Below are 17,922 nucleotides of genomic sequence, written 5' to 3' on the forward strand. Positions count from 1 at the left end.
TCGTACCGTCTGGTCGTCGTGACGTGCTGTCGCCCTACCGAGCGGGGGTGTTCCGCTTCTCGAACACCTCCCTGGCCACTCCGATGGCGTTCAGCACCCGCGGGAATCCGGCGTACGGCACCACGTGGATCAGCGCCTCCACGACCTGCGCCGGGCTCAGGCCGACGTTCAGGGCGGCGCCGATGTGCACCCGCAGCTGGGGAGCGGTGTCACCGAACGCCGTCAGGGCGGCGACGGTGACGAGCTGGCGCCGCCTCGGCGACAGCCACGGGCGGTGGTAGACGTCCCCGAAGGTGAACTCGACGATGAACCGGCCGAGGTCCGGGGCGATGTCCTTGAGCGACTCGATGACCTCCAGGCCGTGGTGCCCGTCGATTTCCACGAGCTTCTCGGTTCCGCGCATGTAGCGGTCGCGCGGGTCGTTCATGACCGGCGGTTCGAAGGTGACGCCCCGGTTGGCGAAGACCGTCCTGGCGACGCCGACCGCGTTGAGCGCCCGCGGGAACCCCGTGAACGGCACGATGTGGATCAGGGCCTCGACGACCTCCTCGGGCCGCACGCCGACGTGCAGCGCCGCGTCGATGTGGAAGTCCAGCTGCGGGGCGGTGTCCCCCTGGGCGGCCAGCGCGGCGACCGTCGACAGCTCCCGTTCGCGCAGATCGAGGCCCGGCCGGGCGTAGACGTCGCCGTACGCGAACTCGACGACGTAGCGGCCGAGGTCCGGGGCGATGTCCCGCAGCGACTCGATCACGGCCGCTCCCCGCTCGCCCGAGGTCTCGTGCAGGACGGCCAGCCCCCGCTCGTAGCGGGAGTCGTCGCCGGAGGTGGCCGCGGCCGCGGCCGATGCCGGGTTCAGCAGGCTCTCGGCGAGGCCGATGCCGACGAGGGCGCCCCCGGTGAGGGTGGCCCGACGGGTCATTTCGGCGGTGCTCCGTACGTCGTTCATGGTGTGTCGTCTCCATCCATCGGTGCGAGCGGCACCGTGCCGATCGCGATGACGTTTCCTTCGCTGATGTATCCGTCCGGGTCACGCAGCGGGCCGGCCGGATCGTCGGGGTCGAGGAAGGGGGCCCAGTTCCCCGGGATGCCCTCGTCCGCCGCCTGCCGGGCGAAGCGCGCGCACGCGTTCGCGTAGAACCGGAGGGCGGCAGGGGGCAGCGGAGCGTGGTGCTCCATGAGGATCGTGCGCTGCGTCACGTCCGCCAGGCCGGCCGCCCGCAGCCGGCGGTACAGATCGCGGCCCCGGAGCAACTGGCGGGCGTACCCGGGGGAGGCGGCGGACGCCCGGAAGAAGTCGGTGATCAGGAACGGGTCCGCCGGGCGGACGGTGCTCAGCGAACCGTCCACGTCCTTGACCGCGACGAGCCCGCCGGGCCTGGTGACCCGGCGCAGTTCCGCCAGCGCACGCGCCAGCTCCGCGTCGTCCAGGTACTGCGTCGTGTTCGCGCACCAGACGGCGTCGAACATGCCGTCCGCGTACGGCAGGTCGAGGACGCTGCCCTGCCGTACCACCAGCGGCGCGGCGCCCGGGTGGTCCCGCAGCCGCCCGGCGGCGCGCGCCACGTTCTCCCCGGCCAGGTCGACGGCCGAGATCCGGCCCGCCGAGCCGACGAGTTCGGCGATGCGGGGCAGGAAGGCGCCGCTGCCGCAGCCCGCGTCCAGTACGTGCCACCCGGGCCGGATGCCGACGCCGTCCAGGGCGTCCCGGTAGTACGCGGCGCAGGCCTCGAAGTGCGGGTCCACGATCTCCTCGTGGGTGAACGGCAGTCCGGTGGACGTCGTGTACCCCCACCCCGCGTGATCCGCCGTCAGCATGCCGCGGCCTCCGCCCCTGCCCGTACGACGGCCCCCGCAGCGGTGGATTCCGCATGGGCGAGCAGCTCCGTGAGGATCTCCGCCGTCGCCTCCGGCGCCTCCAGGGGAGCGAGGTGGCCGACCCCGGGAAGGACCACGAGCCGGCCGCGCGGCAGCGCCTTCGCCGTCCGGCAGGCCTCGTCGAGGGAGACGAGCTCGTCCTCGGCGCCGATCACGACCACCGCGGGTACGTCCGCCGCCCGCAGGGTGGCCGTGGAGTCCGTACGGGCCGCGATGGCCCGCTGCGCCCAGGCGACGGACCGCGGCCGCGCCGCCAGCGCCAGGTCGGTCACCCGCGCCGTCAGGTGCGGCCGCCGGGCGCGCGTGGTGGCGCCCAGCAGGGACGGCGTGGTCGCGGCGACGAGCCCGGCGCGCGCCGAATCGTCGAGGACCGCTTCGGCGAAGCGCAGGCGCTGCCCGGCCGCCGCCGCGGAATCGGCCGTACCCCTGGCCGCCAGCAGGGCCAGCGCGCGGACGCGGTCCGGATGGCGGCGCAGGAAGGCCATCGCCACGTAGCCGCCCATGGAGCAGCCGGCGAGGGCGACTTCGCCGATCCCCTGCCGGTCGAGCTCCCGGGCCAGGCCGTCGGCGACGAGATCGAGCGAGGGCGAGCCGTGGGGCGGCGGCGCGGAGCCGAAACCGCACTGGTCGGGGGTGAGGACCCGCCGCCCCCGGGCGCGCAGGGCCCCGGCCGCCGCGTCCCACAGGGAGGAGTCGAGGGGCAGCGCGTGGAGCAGGACGAGGGGGAGGCTCATCGGCGCGCCGCCCTTTCCGCGTCGGCGACGAACCGCCGTACGTGCTCGGGCGGTTCGCCGCCCCGCAGCCAGGCGAACGCCACCGGTGAAGGCGGCAGGTCGTGCACCGGGACCACCTTGACGTCCGGCGGGAGCACCGCGTCCAGGGACTGGAACGAGAGGTGGATCGCGTACGTGCTCCTGAGCAGCTCCACCATCGCGGTCAGCGTCGTCATGGCGTGGATCCGGCGGATCGGCCGGCCCAGCGGGGTCCGCGGCGGCACCACCAGGTTCCAGACGTGCGCCGGGAAGTCCCCGGGGCACCGGAAGCCCCCGTACTCCGCGACCTCCTCGACCGACACCGCGGCGCGGCCGGCCAGCGGGTGGTGGGCGCCGACGAGGACGGCCCGCCCGTCGAAGCCGACCGGCTCGCTCACGGCGAGGTCCGGCTCCAGCGGGTCGTACTTGACGATCATGATGTCCATGGATCCGGCCCGCAGCGGGCCGAACGGCTCGGTGACCTCGTACGGGACGTACTCCACCGACTCCGGCGCATGGCCGGCGGCCGCGACGAGGCGGGACGCCAGGTGCGTCGAGCCGTGGACGCCCAGGCGGACGGTGCGCGGCGCGGTGCCGGTGCGGGTGCCGGCGGGGGTGGGGGTGGCGGTGGCGGTGGCGGTGGGGGTGGGCATTTCAGACCTCCGTGGTCAGTCCGGCATAGGCCTGGAGCTCGTCCGAGCGGTGGACGTCGGTGTCGACGCGCAACATGGCCAGCTGCGCGCCCAGACCGGTCAGGCGCGGTACGAACCGCAGCGTCAAGCGGTCTCCGGGACCGATCAGCCCGTCCAGGACGGCCTCGGCGAGCAGGTGGTTGACGTGCACGAGCGCCTCGGTGACGGACACCTTGGCGGTGGCGATGTACAGCTCGCGGTGGGCCGGGGGACGGGTGTCCGCACGGCCGGGCACGGTCACGATGGCCGACCGCTGCGCGGTCAGCTCGTCCGCCGCCTCGAAGGCCTTGAGCAGCCGGCGCAGCGTGGCCGTCCGCGCGCCGGGCGCGGGCCCGGCCCAGGCGAGCGAGTCGTCTCCGGCGACGTGGTCGAAGGCGAACCGCTCGCGGAGGTTGGACGGGCTGCCGGCCAGGTAGACGGTACGGGTGAACGAGCGCCGCCACGCCTCCCGTTCCGCGGGAGCCAGCGCGAGGGCGAAGGCGCAGGTCTCGCGCACCCACCGGGGCAGGTCGAGCCGGCCGATGACGACCACGGCCAGCACCTCGTCGGTCGGTGCGGTGCGGCCGCCGTGGAGTCCGGCCCGGACGGCGCGCAGGGCCTGCGCGCTGGACAGGTCGAGCCCGTCGGCGAGCTCCGGGCGGGCGGACCGGACGCGGTCCGCGGCCGACTTGAGCAGGGCCGCGGAGGACAGGGGGAAGGGGGTCACAGGAACACCGCCGACAGGAGTGCGGGATCGGGAGCGGGGCGGCCCTTGCCGAGGAGCGAGCAGGCCAGCCGGTAGGGGTCGACGTACGCATGGCCCCGCCGGTGCCGCTCCAGCGCCTCGGACAGATCGCCCGCAGCGGTCGTCGCGGACCCGGACCCGGACCCGGACCCGGACCCGGACCCGGACCCCGAGCGCCTCAGGAGCCGGGCGGCCACGGCCAGGCAGTGGCGCAGCAGGTCGTGGCGGAAGGACTGCTGCTCCCCCGGGCCGAGGGTCGCGATGAAGTACAGGCGCATGCCGAGCCGGAGCGCGTCGTCGCCGTGGCCGTCCGCGGCGTCGGCCGTCCCGGCCGAGGCGCGCAGCAGCGCGCCCGCCGTGTGGTCGCGCCAGCCGCCGTGCCGGGCCGAGGTGATCTTGCCGTCGATGGGCACCCGGCCGATGGGCACCCGGCGCACCGGCGGCCCCAGGCTGGTCAGCACCCGGTGGAGCAGCCGGTAGTCCGCGTCGAGCTCGCGGTCGTACAGCAGGACCACCTCGTCGTACCAGGGCACCAGCGGCAGCAGCTCGCGCAGCGCGCAGGCGAGGTAGTTGGGGCGGCCGTCCGCGGTGACGATCCGGCGCAGCGGCATCCCGTACCGGGTGAGGTCCAGGTAGACGGGGCCCCCGCAGTGCCGCTGGTCGAGGACCAGGCCCACGGCGCCGAGCCGTTCGATCATCTCCTCCAGCCCGAGGCCGGGCGGCTGGTGCTCCCGCAGGCCCGGGTCGTGCATCCCCAGCCGCTCGTAGTGCCCGGCCCACAGCCGCAGCATCCGCTCGCTCGCGGGGTGCACCCAGCCGCTGTGCTCGACGGCGTCCCGGTAGGGCCGCAGGACCTCGGCGCCCTGGCGCTGCTCCGAGGAGCGGTAGCGGACGTACAGGTCCCCGATCTCCTCCTCGGAGAGCTGCGTGTAGTCGGTCTCCCCGTGGGTGCGGTCGAGGTACTCCCAGAAGCCGACGGTCTGTTCGGTGACGTGGTAGGTGGTGTGGCTGTAGCGGTACGTCACCGCGGCGAGCGGGGCGGTGGCCCGGAACATCACGTCCGTCCACAGCAGGCCCTTGAGGTGGCTGGGGGTCAGCGGTTTGGTGGGGGTGACCGTGACCGGTGCCAGCAGGACGTTCTTGCGGGGCAGCACGTTCATCCTTCCTCCCGGTCCGGGGCGTGCGCGTGGGCTCGGTCGGGGGCGTGGGCGGCGATGGCTCGGCGGAGCCGCGCGTACGTCGGCGGCCGCGGGCCGGACGGCGCCGGGGCGTCCGTCCCGGCCGCCCGTACGCGGGCCAGGAACTCCGGGTCGGCGAAGACCTCGGCGGGGGTGGCGAGGCCCGACCCGATCCGGGTGGTGCCCCGCCATACGGCGCGGTCGGTGGCCGCCGCCGCGCTCGCGGCCGCCCGGACCGCCCCGGACACGGGCGGCACGGGCCGCTCGCCCGGCCGGCCGGGCCCGGGGAACGGCGGCGCTCCGGCCGCCGCCCGCCACCGATCGGCACGCGACCAGGAGTCGTGCACCCCCTGCTCGTACCAGGGCCGCAGGACGCGGTCGGCCAGTTCAGCGGCGGCCAGGCCCAACCACTCGTCCACCGCCGGGTGTTCCCCGATCAGGTCCGCGAGCCGGAAGGCGTGCGCGAGGGCGAGGGACAGGCCGCGGCCGAACATCGGATCGGTGACGCAGGCGGCGTCCCCGGCCCGCAGGAGCCCGGCGACCGGACGCTGCCGGCCGGGCCCGGCGCCGCGCAGGATGTTCGGCGGCATCGCGATGGCCCGGACCGGGCCGAGCGGCTCCGCCACGTCCTCGTCGACCCAGTCGGCCAGGTACGGCGAGAGGCGGCAGGCGGCGGTGAAGGCGGCGGGCGTGCGCAGGGCCGCCATCGCGCGGTCGCCGGGCAGGGCGCCGAAGGTGACGGCGAAGACCTCGTTGTCCGCCGGGTGCAGGACGGCGGAGTAGTGGTCCCAGATGCCGCCGGCCGCGTTGCCCCGGTTGAGCGGGCCCGGCGGCGGGCCGCCGGGGTCGCGCAGCCGGTAGAAGCGGCCGAAGGCGTGCAGCCGGCTGGGACCGGTCAGATCGCCCGCGGCCGGCAGGCCCGCCGCGGCCAGCCAGGCGCGGGACGCGCACCGGCGGCCGGACGCGTCCACCACCAGGTCGGCGGGGATCCGCTCGCCGCCGTCCGTGACGACCCCCGTCACCCGCAGGCCCGTCGGCCCGGACGGGGCGGTCAGCACTCCGGCGACCGTGGTCCGGTGGCTGAAGGTCACCTCGGACAGGGCCCCGACGGCCCGGTGCAGTACGAGGTCCAGGACGGAGCGGCGGACGAGCAGCGTGACGAGCTCCTCGTCCCCCGGCTCCACGGGACCCGGCGGCGCCGCGGTGGTGAGATCGGCGAGCCGGGCCCCCTCCGCCAGCGCCGCGTCGAGCACGGCCGGTGCGCAGGAACGCAGCGTGCGCACGCCGAGCGCGTTCAGGATGTGGTCGTGCCCGGCCTGGGGGACCGAGGGCCGCTCCCACAGCTCGGCGCTCTTGACGAGCGGCCCGTCCGGCGGCGGTTCGCTCCGCTCCAGGACCCGCACCCGGTGGCCGCGCCCGCCGAGCGCGAGGGCCAGGGCGAGGCCGGCCGTGCCGCCGCCCGCGATCACGATGCTCGCCATGGTCAGCGACGCCGGCCGTGCACGAAGAACACCCGCCGTACGTCCTCCACCCCGCGCGGCGGCACCGGGTCCGGCCACCGCCCGAAGTCGGCCTCGGGCTCGCCCGGCTGCACGGCTCGTACGTCGAACCCGTACTGCTCGAACAGGGCCTCCGGCTCGTCGGTGCCGAACACCCACGGGCACCCCCAGCCGGCGAAGACGTCCAGCAGGCCGCGCATGTGGGGGAGGGTCAGGGCGGCCCGGTTGACGATGTCGGCGGCGATCCGGCTCCCGGGTGCGGAGATCGCGGCGACCCGCTCCAGCATCCGGTGCGCGTCGGCCTCGGGGATGTAGTAGAGCAGCCCCTCCAACAGCCACGCCGAGGGGACGGCGGGGTCGTAGCCGGAGGCGATGAGGCGGTCCTCCCAGTCGTCGGCGGTGAGGTCGACGGCGACCGTACGGTGGTCGACCCGCGGCTCGGCTCCCCGCAGCCGCTCCGCCTTGAAGTCGAGCACCGCAGGGCGGTCCACCTCGAAGTAGCGGATGTGCCCGGGCCACGGGAGCCGGTAGGCGCGGGAGTCCATGCCGGCCGGGGCCAGCACGAGCTGGGGCGTCCCCGGGTCCTGGGCCGCCTCCTGGAGCAGGTCGTCGAAGAACCGGGTGCGGATGGCGTTGTAGTCCGGGGTGCTGGGCAGGGTGCGCGGCCGGTCGGGCGGGAAGGTCGCCGCCCGGATCTCGGCGAGCAGTTCCGGGCCGGCCTCGCCGACCAGTCCGGCGGCGTACGGGTCCTCGTACAGCCGGTCCGGGCGGCGGGTCTCGGCGGCCCGCAGGGCGGCGGTGAGCAGGGCGGTCCGTTCGACGGGGTTGAGCACGGGCATGGTGGCTCCTTGTACGGGGGTGCGGGTGCCGGACGGCCGAGGTGCGGTGGGGTGGGGTGGGAGCGGTGTCAGGCGAGCGGGGCGTGGGGGTCCCGGGTCAGGCGCTCCCAGAGGGCGTCGTCCTGCCGGAAGAGGCGGTCCTTGACCTGCGTCGGGCGGATGCCGGTGGCGACCGCCTCGTGCCAGTCGCGGTCGAACGCCTCGGCGTCCAGCAGGCGTACGGCGGGGGCGGCCAGCCGGCCGGCCGCCCGGGCCTGTGCGTACCCGGCGGACTGCGCCGCGAGGGAACGGTCCAGGGCGGCGGTGAAACGTACGGTCTCGGCCGCGTGCCAGGGGCTGCGCGGGGCGACGGCGAACACGTAGCGCGGGGCCCCGTGCTCCGCCGGACCGGCCGCCGGACCGGCCGCCGGTCCGGTCGTCGCACCGGCCGCCGGTTCGACCCGGCACGCCACGTTGCGCAGTGCGAGTCCGCCGGAGCCCAGGGCCGTGTGCAGGGCCAGGACCACCTGCGCGTCCCGCAGCCGCTCACCCGCCGCGTCGGACCGGCCGCCCCGGCCCGCGTACTCCAGCCGCGGGACCCCGCCGGACAGGTCCACGACGCGGACCACGTCACCGACGGCGTACCGGTACAGCCCGCCGACGTGGCTGAAGACCACGTGGTAGTCCTGGCCGGCTTCGAGCTCGTGCGGCAGCAGCGTGGCGGAGTCCGGGGCGAGATCCTGATCGGCCGGCACGAACTCGTACACCGAGGCCGACGCGACGAGGCTGCCCGCCGAGGCGTGCCGGTCCAGCGCCACGCCGACCGGGCCCTCCGAGGCGGCCACCGGCGCCGGCAGCACGGTGACGCCGGGGCCGAACTCCTCCCGGAGTGCGGGCAGGTACAGCGAGGCCACCCCGGTCGTCCAGCAGAAGATCGCCCGCAGCCGGGGCCACACGTGCGCGGGCCGTACGGTGCCGAAGTACTCCGCGAGGTGTTCGAGTTCGGCGGCCCGCCCGGGGTCCGGCGCCCGGTGCGGCAGACCGCCGAGGGTGCCGTCCCGCACCTCCTTCACGATCCGCGGCCACCACAGGTTCAGCTGGTACGGGACGGCGGCGACCATCGCCGGATTGATGCCGATCAGCGCGCGCAGATCGCTCTGCACCGCCAGCCGGAGCCGCAGGTACGCCCGCTCCAGGTGGTCGCCGGGCTCGGTCGGCACCGGAAGCGCCGCCCACGGTGCGCCCGTGCCGGGTTCGGCCGAGAGGGGCTCGCCGAACCGGGCCCCGAAGTCCACCTGGCTGGCGCCCACATGGGGCCGGCCGTCGCCCGTGGTGGGCGGGGCGCTCAGCGGATCGTGCTTGAGGTTGAGGACGGCGTCGGGCCGGTCCAGTACGTCGGGGAAGTGCTCGATCAGCGGGGCCCAGGCCGCGAAGTAGAACGGCATGAAGGTCGTCCGCATGAAGCGCGGGGTGACGGGCACCTTCTTGTGCGCTCCGGTGCTGCCGCTGCTGGTGAAGTAGACGGCGGGCGCGTCGGCCGACAGCAGGTTCCGCTCCCCGGCGGCCGTCCGCTCGATGAGGTCGGCGTGGTCGGCGTAGTCGCGTACGGGGACGGCCTCGCGGAAGTCGTCCACCGTGAGGACGCGGCCGAGGCCGTGCCGCCTGCCGAACCGGGTGGAGGCGTTGAAGCCCACCAGATCGGTCAGGACGCGCTGCTGCATCCCGCGCAGATCGGCGTGCTCGGCGGCCAGCCGCTCGCGCGCGGCGAACACGCGCTCGCGGTAGCGGCCGGTGTGGCCGGGGGTGTGCCAGACGGACGAGGCGTTCACGAGGCCAGCACCTCCCGTACGGCTTCGGCCGCCCGGTCGGCGTCGGGCTGCTCCGGCAGCATCGTCACCGGCAACTCCCGCACCTCCTCCAGCAGCAGCTTCCGCAGGTTCCTCTGGTAGCTCTCGAACTCCGCCCAGCTCCCGTCCTGCCCGTCGTGCTCCAGGGCGTTGAGCCGTGCGCCGTCTCCCCTGCGGCGCCAGGCGGACCCGGGGGAGACGTCGAGGAAGACCACCCCGCTGGGCTGCGGGAAGGAGCGCCACCAGGAGTACATCCGGCTGTCCTGGACCCCTGCCATCCGGCACTTCGCCAGGATCTTGTAGTAGTACGAGTCCACGAGCACCGGAACCCGCGGGTCCGTCTCCCGCACCTGGTCCCTGAGGTGGACCACGGCCGTCTGCAGCACGCTGGCCATGAAGTCCACCGAGTACGCGGTGCCGAGGCCCGGCAGCAGGTGGTCGTGCACGTCCCGCCGCAGCTCGGTGATCAGGGCGTGCTCGGGTGCGACGAACGCGCGGTCCGTCGACACCATCCGCCACTCGGGCAGCATGGGCGCCAGACGCCCCATGGCCGAGGACTTGCCGGCCCCGTCGGGACCCAGCAGTACGTGGAACCGGCGCCCGCTCATCGGACGGCGATCGTCTCGGAGCGCCGCCGGGAGAGCCGCGCCAGCCGCTCGCGCAGCTCGGCGTCCTCGCCCACGGCCACGGGGTGCCCCACGAGTTCGAGCATCGGCAGGTCGGAGACGTGGTCCCCGTACGCGAAGCAGTCGCGCGGGTCGACGGCGGGCCGCGCCGCCAGGAGGGCGAGGACCGCGGCGCGCTTGCCCTCGCCGATGACCGGGGTACCGACCTCGCCGGTGTAGCGGCCGTCCTCGATCAGCGGACGGGTGCAGAGGACCGTTTCCGCGCCCAGTTCGCGCGCCAGCGGTTCCAGGAGCGGCGGGAACGAGCCCGAGACCAGGACCAGGGGCGCGCCGGCGGCCCGGTGGCCGCGCAGGGCCCGGCGCGTGGAGTCGATGTAGAAGCCCCGGGTGGAGGCGGTGCGTTCGGTGAACCAGTCGTCCGCCAGCCGCGTGACCGTCTCCACGGACTCGCCCGCGTAGTGGCTGTAGTAGAAGCGGTTGATCTCCTCGCGGGGCGCCCCGGCGGCGGCCCGCCGGCCGATCACCGCCGTGATCCGCTCGTACTCCTCCTCCCCGGCCGGGCCGTGCCGGCGCACCAGCTGGTAGTGGAGGAAGTCGAACATGCTCTTGACGGTGATCAGCGTCTCGTCGACGTCGCTGAAGACGATGTAGGGCCCGGGCCCGGGCGTGTGGCCGGTCATGACGTACGGACCTCCGCGCGCGCCGGAGCCGCAGCCTCCGCGGCGGCCGCCGCCGCGGCCAGCGCCACCCCGTCCTGGAGGGACCGCTGCGCCGCCCGCGTCTCCTTGGCGTGGGAGACCTGGGTGTCGAAGGCCGTGAACCGGACCTCCATTCCCGCCGTCTCCGAACCGCCCTGGCTCACGGAGAGTTCGCAGTGGAAGGTCATCCGGGTGCGGTGCGGGGTGCGGTGGGCGAGGACGCGGCAGCGCACCACCGCGGGGAGCGGGAAGAGGAAGTTGCGGTACCGGGTGGCGAAGGAGTCGATGACGAAGTAGCTGCTCCCCACCGCCTCGGGCGGCAGGTAGAACTGCTCGGCCACCGCGATGAACATCTGCCGGCCGGCTTCGGTGGCCAGCATCCCCTGCATGTGCTGTCCGGTGAGGTGGTCGGACATCACCTCGTTGTCGCCGTCGACCAGCAGGTCCGCCTCGTACCAGTCGGCGCCGACCGGACGCGGAGCCGAGATCAGCACGTTCTCGGGACGGTGCTTGTGGGCGATCTCCCGGCCGGCGCGGGTGTGCAGCGCCTGGTCGTCGATGACGACCAGGTCCGCGAGCCCGCGCCGGGCCAGGGTGTCGCGTATGAACTGGACGTCGAACAGGGAGACGCCCTGCCCCACGCTCACGCGGACGCCGTCGGCGCCTTCGGCGCTCTCGGGGAACGTCCCGTTCCTGATCAGGCGCGCCAGCTGGGAGACGGTGAACACGCCGTCGTGGTGGGCGAACTCGGCGAACACGTCGCCCACGAGGAACAGCGTGCCGGGCTTGGCATCGGTGGCCTGGGACGACTCATGGGGCATGGGCACGGACATGGCTTTCGACCTTTCCTGTTCGGGTGGTGGTGGGGGTCACGTCATTCGGTCAGGCGCCGGCTCAGCACCGGGAACTCCGGGTCGCTGCCCAGGGCCCCGCCCTCCGCCCAGCGGTTGCGCGGCACCTCCTGGACGTAGACCGTGATCTTGTCCAGGGGGGCTCCGGTGACCTTCCTGACGGTCCGGGTCAGCTCCTCCATGAGCTCCCGGCACTGGGCGTCGTCCTGGCCGTCCCAGGTGGTGACGGAGATGATGGGCATGGGATGGGACCTCTCAGGGTGTGGTGCGCAGGTCCTGGAAGGACGGGCCGCGCAGTTTGAGGTGGGCGTGGATGTCCCCGCCGAGGCCGAACTCCCCGATGGCGCCGCCGTAGCTGCGCTGGTAGCTCATCCACAGCACGACGACGTTGATGATCCGGTTGGCGCCGGGCAGCTCCGGGTCGGGGAACGGGTCCGGCATCGTGGCGTGGTAGCGGCCGGAGCCGTCCGCGTCCGTGACGAACACGTTCGGCACCCCGAGCGGTCCCGGCCGGGTCGGGCCCGCCGGATCCAGGTCGCGGGCGCGCAGCGACATCACCGTGTAGACGCTGTCCGGTACGAGGCGGGAGAAGTCGAAGTCGAACGTCCCGGACCGGCCGTCCGGGGTGACGGCGACCTCCAGGGTCCCGCTCGCCTCCATCCACCGGCCGAACGTCACCGGCTCGACGACCTTGGGGCCGTCCTCCGCACGCAGGTCCGGGATCGGCACCTGGTGGAAGGCGTGGCTCGGCCGCTCGACGCGGGCGGCGTCCGGCAGCTGCTCCGGCGCGAACACCATGGGGTAGTTGTTGCACGGCAGGGGCAGCGGCAGGGTGTGGAGCACGAGGTCCCGGTCCGCCCCGTCGGGGTCGGTGTCCAGTTCGCGCACCACCGTGTAGGGGGCGAGGCGGCCGAACTCGGGAACCGGGCTGGCCGGTGAGACCACGGCCGCGCCCCACTCGGGCGCGGCCCCGCCGGCGGTGGTGGGCCGGTTGACCATGCCCACCACCACGAAGTTGCCCTCGCCGTCCATGACCTCGCTCGGCGGGTAGAGCGGCCCCTGGGTCGTCAGGGCGAGCTCGTACGTCTCCGTGCGGTTCGGGGTCGCGAGCCCGGCCGGGGGGCGGGGTGCCGTACGGGGTGCCGTACGGGTCGTCGTACCGGCGGTGAGACCGCTCTCAGACATCGGCGCGCTTGTAGACGCGGGTGTACAGGCCGCTCTCGCCGCCCACGATGTAGCGGTCGCCCGCCTGGCGGACGATCTCCTGGTACTCCGGCGAGGTGAACACCGCCTGGTACTCGGCCGGCTCGACCTCGAAGCCGGACACGAACATCACGCCCGGCTGCGAGCTGATCAGCGAGTGGTAGGCCAGGAACGTCTTCACCTCGTCCGCGCGCCGGACGACGTCGAAGATGGTGTTCTCGCGCCACTCGCGGTACGCGGCGTACTCGCTGGGCTTGACCTCGATGTAGCGCAGCTGCACGTACGGGGTCTGCGGCAGCGGGTCGGCGGTGTCCTTGGGCGCCTCGACGAACTCCAGGAGGTGGCGCCGGAAGTCCGTGACGAGGTCACCCGACACGGCCTCCCAGAGCTGCTTCCAGCCGGCGTTCAGGCCGTCGAGCTCGGAGAGCTCCTTGACCGGCGTGATCTCCAGGACGTTGCCGTCGTCCACGCTGACGTACAGCGCGCGGCCGGCCACCGGCTCCTTCTGGTTCAGCCGGCTCCACTCGGCGAGGACCTGGTCCAGCCGGCCCGGGGCCACGGTTACTTCATTGAGGACGAGCAGGGTGGAAGACATGGGTGTGCCCTTTCGATGACAACGTGAATCGGAAATGTGTGGTGGGGGGAGAGAGCGTGGGGGGCTCAGGGAATGAGGGATGAGTGGATGGGGGGTGCGGGGATGGGGGGTGCGGGGGTGGGGGGGAATGCGTCAGGCGACGGTGACGCCCTTGGACGCGATCACCGCGGCCGCCTCCGCGACGGTCTGCTCGGGGACGAGTTCACCCATCTCGATCTCGACGCCGAACGTCTTCTGCAACCGCAGCGCCAATTCCTCCAGCAGCAGCGAGTCGATCTCCATCGCCTCGAACGTGGTGTCCGGCGTAACATCCGCCGTCGGCACGTCCAGCTCGCCCAGGACCGTTATCACCCGGGTGACGATCGAAACATCCATGAGAATCCTCCGTGAATCACTTGGAACGCCGACTTTCGCGTTGCGGGATCGGAGCTGGTGAATTCAGCGGATCGAATTTCCTCCGCGTCCCACGGATTCATCATGGGTTCCGGGAACGGGCGGAGGAAGTGTCTCCTGATCATGGTGGTGCGAACACCACCGGCATGGGAATCAGGCGGCCTCGGCATGGCAGCCGACCAGTTCGCGCGGACGCGCGGCCGATTCCGCCCCGGGCCGGGCGACATACAGGGTCAGCAGGGACTCTGGGCTCTCCGGCACGCTCATCACCACGCGGTCGAAGACCCGCACCCCGGCCTGCGGGAGCGCGATCTTGCGCCGGCTCTGGTTCGGGCCGACCACCTCGTGACAGTCCCACAGCGTGGCGAAGCGCGGGCTGCGCTCGCTCAGCCGCTCGGCGATCCGGCCGAATTCCCGGTCCTCCGGGAAACGGGCCGACTGCGCCCGGAACTGGGCGACCAGACCGCGCCCCACCTCGTCCGCCTCGGGATACTTCTCGCGCGTCGACGGCTCGGTGAAGAACTTCAGCACGCAGTTGTCACCGCGGGCTTCGATACGGAACAGGGAGCGGGCCGAACGACTGGCCAGTTCGATCCGCCCGTACCGGTCCGTGATGTACGCCGGATTGCGCGACCACCCCTCGACGAGCGCGTTCATCCGCGCGTACTCGCTGTCCCACCGACGGCCCGCCGTGGGCTGCGGCGGATTGTGGCCCGCCAGCCGGTAGAAGTACGTGCGCTCCACGTCCCCGAGCCGCAGCGCATTGCTGACGGCATTCACGATGCCTTCGGAGACGTTGATGTCCCGGCCCTGTTCGAGCCAGGTGTACCAGGACACCCCGACCCCGGCCAGAGCCGCGACCTCCTCGCGCCGCAGCCCCGGCGTACGTCTGCGCTCCACGTTCACCAGACCGACTTCCTCCGGCGTGATCTGCTCCCTGCGCGCCCGCAGGAAATGCCGCAGCCGCGTCCGCCGTAAAAGTCCTGATACCGGAGGGGATGCAGTCGTCTGCATTCCTCGACCTCTTTCTCTTTCCGACTGAAGAAAACTTCGGTGTGGTGCGCCCGGCTGGCAGGCTCACCGGTGGTGGTGGCACCACCCCGTTCGACAGACACTCCCTCCCGCCGGAATCGCCCGCCACACTGGCGGCATGTTCCACACAGCGGCGAACATCCCGGCTGCCAGGGCAGCGGGTACGGCGGAGAGCATCCCGGCGAAGAACGAATCGACCCGGCTGCGCCTGTTCTGCTTCCATCACGCGGGCGGCAGCGCATGGTCCTTCTCGGGCTGGGGGCAATGGCTCGGCCGCGGCGTGGAGGTGGTGCCGGTGTCCATGCCCCCCAGGTCGGCGCCCGCGGCCGACGTCCCCGGTGCCGTCAGCACGATGGACGACCTCGTACGCGAGGTGACAAGGCAGCTGACCCCCTTCCTCGACGAGCCCTACGCCTTCTACGGACACAGCATGGGAGCGCTGGTCTCCTACGGCGTGGCACAGCGGCACATCGCCGCCGGAAGGCGCCCGCCCGCCTGTTTCGTGGCCGGGGCCCACCGTGCGCCGCATGTCCAGGCTGCGCCCGACCTGACCGTAGGGCTATCGGATCGAGCCTCCCTCGAGCTGCTGTTGGGCCTGGGTGGAGCCGGTCGGCTGCTGCGGGAGAACCCCGTCCGCATGAGCACCGTCGTCCAACGGCTCCGCGAGGACCTGCGGGTATGCGGCACCTACCGGCACCCGCAGGACGGCCACCGGCCGCTGCCCTGCCCGGTCCACGTACTGCTGGGCAGCCGTGACCCGCTCGTGCCCGCGGCGGACGCCGAGGCGTGGCGCGTGCACGCGGGCGGGCCGTTCTCGTTCCGCACCCTCCCGGGGGGCCACTTCTTCAACCGGGAGCACAAGGACCTGTTCTTCGCCGAGTTGGGGACCATCCTCGGGGCGGTGGAAAACCGAACCGTGTGATTCCCGCCGCTGACACCGCGTCGGGGTGTGACCTACCTTCGGGCGGTATGGACGCCATGCCGTTAGGGACCGACCACAACGACCGTAACGACCGCAACGACCGTACCGAGCGCAACGACCGTACGAAGAAGAAGCGCACCGAACTGGCGCACTTCCTGCGGACCCGCCGGGCGGCACTCTCCCCCGAGGACGTCGGACTGGCGACGGCCGCCCGGCGCGCCCGGGTCGGGCTCCGCCGCGAGGAGGTCGCGGTCCTGGCCGGGGTGAGCGCGTCGTGGTACGCGTGGCTGGAACAGGGCCGCCCCATCAAGGTCTCCGACGGGATACTCGACGCGATCAGCCGCGCCCTGCGCTTCAGCGAACGCGAGCGGGTGCACCTGTACCGGCTCGCGGACGCCAACCCCCCGCTGCCGCTCTCGGCCCCTGACCTCCCGGATTCCGGGCTCTTCCAACGGATGGTCGACACCCAGCTGTTGGGGCCCGCCTGCGTCATCGACCGGTACTGGGAGGTCCTCGCGGTCAACGAACCGGCCGCCGAGGCGCTGCGCCTGGGCCGCGACGGCAACGACAACTTCCTGACCAGCCTGTTCACCGGATCCCACGGCGAGCGGTACCTCAACCGGCCGCAGCTGGCCCGCCGGATGACGGCCCGGTTCCGCCTGCAGTCCTCGTACGGGGCCGACGATCCGCGGTACGAGGAGATCGCCGACGAACTGGCCGGGAGCGACCCGCGGTTCGCCGAGCTGTGGGAGCGCCACGAGGTCGAGGAGTTCGGGCCGACGACCGTGGAGGTGGACCACCCCCACGAGGGCCGCGTCTCCTTCGTGCTCTTCACCATGGACCTGGACGAAGCCGCCGGCACCCGCCTCCTGGTGTACCTCCCGCCGGGCGCCGCCGGGCCCGTGTCGGCCTGGTCGTAGGGGAGGGGCGAGGGGCGGGGGCGAGGGGCGGAGGCGAGGGTGGTGGTCCCACCACCACCGGCGGCACGGTCTGGATGGGTTCCGGCCGCCGCCGCAGAATCGTCGGGTGGCCTGCCCCCGCGCGGAGAGCGGCCCGTTCCACCGTGCCCGGTAGCGGCGTCCCGCACCGGCGACTATGGAGGCCTCCCTTGACTCATGCCTTGCCCCACGGCCGGACGGCGGTCCTCGCCGGGCTCGGGACGTTCGTCCCGCCCCGCGTCGTGACCAACGAGGAGCTGTCGCGGACCATGGACACCTCGGACGAGTGGATCCGCACCCGTACGGGCATCACCCAGCGGCACTGGGCCGACCCGGGCACCGCCACCGGCGACCTCGCCGTGGCCGCGGGCGAGCGGGCGCTGAAGTCGGCCGGCTCCGGGGACGTCGACCTGGTGGTGCTCGCCACGACCACTCCGGACCACCCGTGCCCGGCGACGGCTCCCGAAGTCGCCTCCCGGCTGGGCCTGGAGGGCGTGCCCGCGTACGACGTGGCCGCGGTGTGCAGCGGCTTCGTCTACGGGCTGGCCTCCGCTGCGGGCGCCATCGCCGCCGGCATCGCGGAGCGCGTCCTGGTCATCGGCGCGGAGACGTACTCGACGATCCTCAACCCCGAGGACCGCACCACGTCGGTCATCTTCGGCGACGGCGCCGGAGCGGTGGTGCTGCGGGCCGGTGACCCCACCGAGCCCGGTGCGCTGCTGGGGTACGACCTGGGCAGCGACGGCTCGCTGAAGGACCTGATCATCGTCCCGGGCGGCGGTTCGCGGCAGCGCTCGGCCGCGGCCGCGGCCGACGGGCCCGAACCGGACCCCGCCGACGCGTACTTCACCATGCAGGGCAAGCCGGTCTTCCGGCACGCCGTGACCCGTATGGCGGCCTCCTCCCAGGCCATGCTCGACCGCGCCGGATGGGCGGCGGACTCGGTGGACTGGTTCGTGGGCCACCAGGCGAACGTACGGATCCTGCACGCCGTGGCCGACCAGCTCGGCATGGCGCGGGAGCGGACGGTCGTCAACCTCGACCGCGTCGGCAACACCTCGGCCGCCTCCATCCCGCTGGCCCTCGCCGACGCCGTCGCCGGGGGCCGGGTCACACCGGGCGACCGCGTGCTGATGAGTGCCTTCGGGGGCGGCGTGACCTGGGGCTCGACCGCCCTGGTCTGGCCCGAGATCACCGCGTACTGACACGACCAACCACCCCAGAGTCGGCCGCCGGTCACCGTGACCGGCGGCCGACGCCGTACGTACGGACAACGCAA

At 73.4% G+C, this 17,922-nt stretch carries 20 protein-coding genes; 3 read left to right on the forward strand and 17 right to left on the reverse strand.

Features of this window, described 5'->3' with window-relative positions; genetic code table 11:
• Positions 1–34: 34 nt before the first annotated feature.
• The 17 genes from IF02_RS0103460 to IF02_RS0103540 form a co-directional block, all read right to left on the reverse strand.
• A complete protein-coding gene (locus IF02_RS0103460) occupies positions 35–946 on the reverse strand; it encodes a carboxymuconolactone decarboxylase family protein (protein WP_234318072.1) in 912 nt (303 codons plus the stop codon).
• The gene (locus IF02_RS0103465; protein WP_030153699.1) at positions 943–1,815 is read right to left on the reverse strand and encodes a class I SAM-dependent methyltransferase; all 873 of its coding nucleotides are present in this window, start codon (positions 1,813–1,815) and stop codon (positions 943–945) included. Before IF02_RS0103465 ends, IF02_RS0103460 begins: the two co-directional genes overlap by 4 nt.
• The gene (locus IF02_RS0103470) at positions 1,809–2,609 is read right to left on the reverse strand and encodes an alpha/beta fold hydrolase (RefSeq protein ID WP_030153700.1); all 801 of its coding nucleotides are present in this window, start codon (positions 2,607–2,609) and stop codon (positions 1,809–1,811) included. Before IF02_RS0103470 ends, IF02_RS0103465 begins: the two co-directional genes overlap by 7 nt.
• Positions 2,606–3,280, reverse strand: coding sequence for a LysR substrate-binding domain-containing protein (locus tag IF02_RS0103475; protein WP_030153701.1), 675 nt, complete (start codon positions 3,278–3,280; stop codon positions 2,606–2,608). The genes IF02_RS0103470 and IF02_RS0103475 overlap by 4 nt, the downstream gene beginning before the upstream one ends.
• Position 3,281: 1 nt before the next feature.
• Positions 3,282–4,025, reverse strand: coding sequence for a DUF6182 family protein (locus tag IF02_RS0103480; RefSeq protein WP_037835411.1), 744 nt, complete (start codon positions 4,023–4,025; stop codon positions 3,282–3,284).
• A complete protein-coding gene (locus IF02_RS0103485; protein ID WP_030153703.1) occupies positions 4,022–5,203 on the reverse strand; it encodes a hypothetical protein in 1,182 nt (393 codons plus the stop codon). The genes IF02_RS0103480 and IF02_RS0103485 overlap by 4 nt, the downstream gene beginning before the upstream one ends.
• Positions 5,200–6,702: a hypothetical protein gene (locus IF02_RS32955; protein WP_051695594.1), complete on the reverse strand. Its 1,503-nt coding sequence runs from the start codon at positions 6,700–6,702 to the stop codon at positions 5,200–5,202. The genes IF02_RS0103485 and IF02_RS32955 overlap by 4 nt, the downstream gene beginning before the upstream one ends.
• A 2-nt stretch (positions 6,703–6,704) precedes the next feature.
• Entirely contained in the window at positions 6,705–7,559 is an 855-nt protein-coding gene (locus IF02_RS0103495) for a class I SAM-dependent methyltransferase (protein ID WP_030153706.1), read from the reverse strand.
• Between the two features lie 68 nt (positions 7,560–7,627).
• Positions 7,628–9,367 carry a GH3 family domain-containing protein gene (locus tag IF02_RS0103500; protein ID WP_030153707.1) on the reverse strand — a complete coding sequence of 580 codons (1,740 nt, stop codon included), beginning with the start codon at positions 9,365–9,367 and terminating at the stop codon, positions 7,628–7,630.
• Positions 9,364–9,993: a hypothetical protein gene (locus tag IF02_RS0103505; protein ID WP_030153709.1), complete on the reverse strand. Its 630-nt coding sequence runs from the start codon at positions 9,991–9,993 to the stop codon at positions 9,364–9,366. Before IF02_RS0103505 ends, IF02_RS0103500 begins: the two co-directional genes overlap by 4 nt.
• The gene (locus tag IF02_RS0103510; RefSeq protein ID WP_030153710.1) at positions 9,990–10,691 is read right to left on the reverse strand and encodes an HAD family hydrolase; all 702 of its coding nucleotides are present in this window, start codon (positions 10,689–10,691) and stop codon (positions 9,990–9,992) included. Before IF02_RS0103510 ends, IF02_RS0103505 begins: the two co-directional genes overlap by 4 nt.
• Positions 10,688–11,542 carry an AfsA-related hotdog domain-containing protein gene (locus IF02_RS0103515; RefSeq protein WP_051695597.1) on the reverse strand — a complete coding sequence of 285 codons (855 nt, stop codon included), beginning with the start codon at positions 11,540–11,542 and terminating at the stop codon, positions 10,688–10,690. Before IF02_RS0103515 ends, IF02_RS0103510 begins: the two co-directional genes overlap by 4 nt.
• A gap of 41 nt (positions 11,543–11,583) precedes the next feature.
• On the reverse strand, positions 11,584–11,802 hold the full coding sequence (locus tag IF02_RS0103520) for a tautomerase family protein (RefSeq protein WP_030153712.1): 219 nt from the start codon (positions 11,800–11,802) through the stop codon (positions 11,584–11,586).
• A gap of 13 nt (positions 11,803–11,815) precedes the next feature.
• Entirely contained in the window at positions 11,816–12,745 is a 930-nt protein-coding gene (locus IF02_RS0103525) for a hypothetical protein (RefSeq protein WP_078621839.1), read from the reverse strand.
• Positions 12,738–13,358, reverse strand: a complete 621-nt coding sequence (locus IF02_RS0103530) for a hypothetical protein (RefSeq protein WP_030153715.1) — start codon at positions 13,356–13,358, stop codon at positions 12,738–12,740. Before IF02_RS0103530 ends, IF02_RS0103525 begins: the two co-directional genes overlap by 8 nt.
• 132 nt (positions 13,359–13,490) lie before the next feature.
• Positions 13,491–13,733, reverse strand: a complete 243-nt coding sequence (locus IF02_RS0103535; RefSeq protein WP_030153716.1) for an acyl carrier protein — start codon at positions 13,731–13,733, stop codon at positions 13,491–13,493.
• Positions 13,734–13,904: 171 nt separating this feature from the next.
• Positions 13,905–14,765, reverse strand: coding sequence for a helix-turn-helix transcriptional regulator (locus IF02_RS0103540; protein WP_030153717.1), 861 nt, complete (start codon positions 14,763–14,765; stop codon positions 13,905–13,907).
• 136 nt (positions 14,766–14,901) lie between these two features.
• Here IF02_RS0103540 and IF02_RS0103545 point away from each other — a divergent pair, with 136 nt between their 5' ends.
• From IF02_RS0103545 to IF02_RS0103555, 3 genes are all read left to right on the forward strand, one after another.
• Positions 14,902–15,705: a thioesterase II family protein gene (locus IF02_RS0103545; protein WP_051695600.1), complete on the forward strand. Its 804-nt coding sequence runs from the start codon at positions 14,902–14,904 to the stop codon at positions 15,703–15,705.
• Between the two features lie 56 nt (positions 15,706–15,761).
• Positions 15,762–16,625 (forward strand): helix-turn-helix transcriptional regulator, encoded by an 864-nt coding sequence (locus IF02_RS0103550; RefSeq protein ID WP_199809164.1) that lies wholly within the window; start codon positions 15,762–15,764, stop codon positions 16,623–16,625.
• Between the two features lie 188 nt (positions 16,626–16,813).
• Positions 16,814–17,848 carry a beta-ketoacyl-ACP synthase III gene (locus IF02_RS0103555; RefSeq protein WP_051695605.1) on the forward strand — a complete coding sequence of 345 codons (1,035 nt, stop codon included), beginning with the start codon at positions 16,814–16,816 and terminating at the stop codon, positions 17,846–17,848.
• Positions 17,849–17,922: the final 74 nt, after the last annotated feature.

It is taken from the genome of Streptomyces sp. NRRL S-244 (assembly GCF_000717915.1).
Classification (GTDB): domain Bacteria; phylum Actinomycetota; class Actinomycetes; order Streptomycetales; family Streptomycetaceae; genus Streptomyces.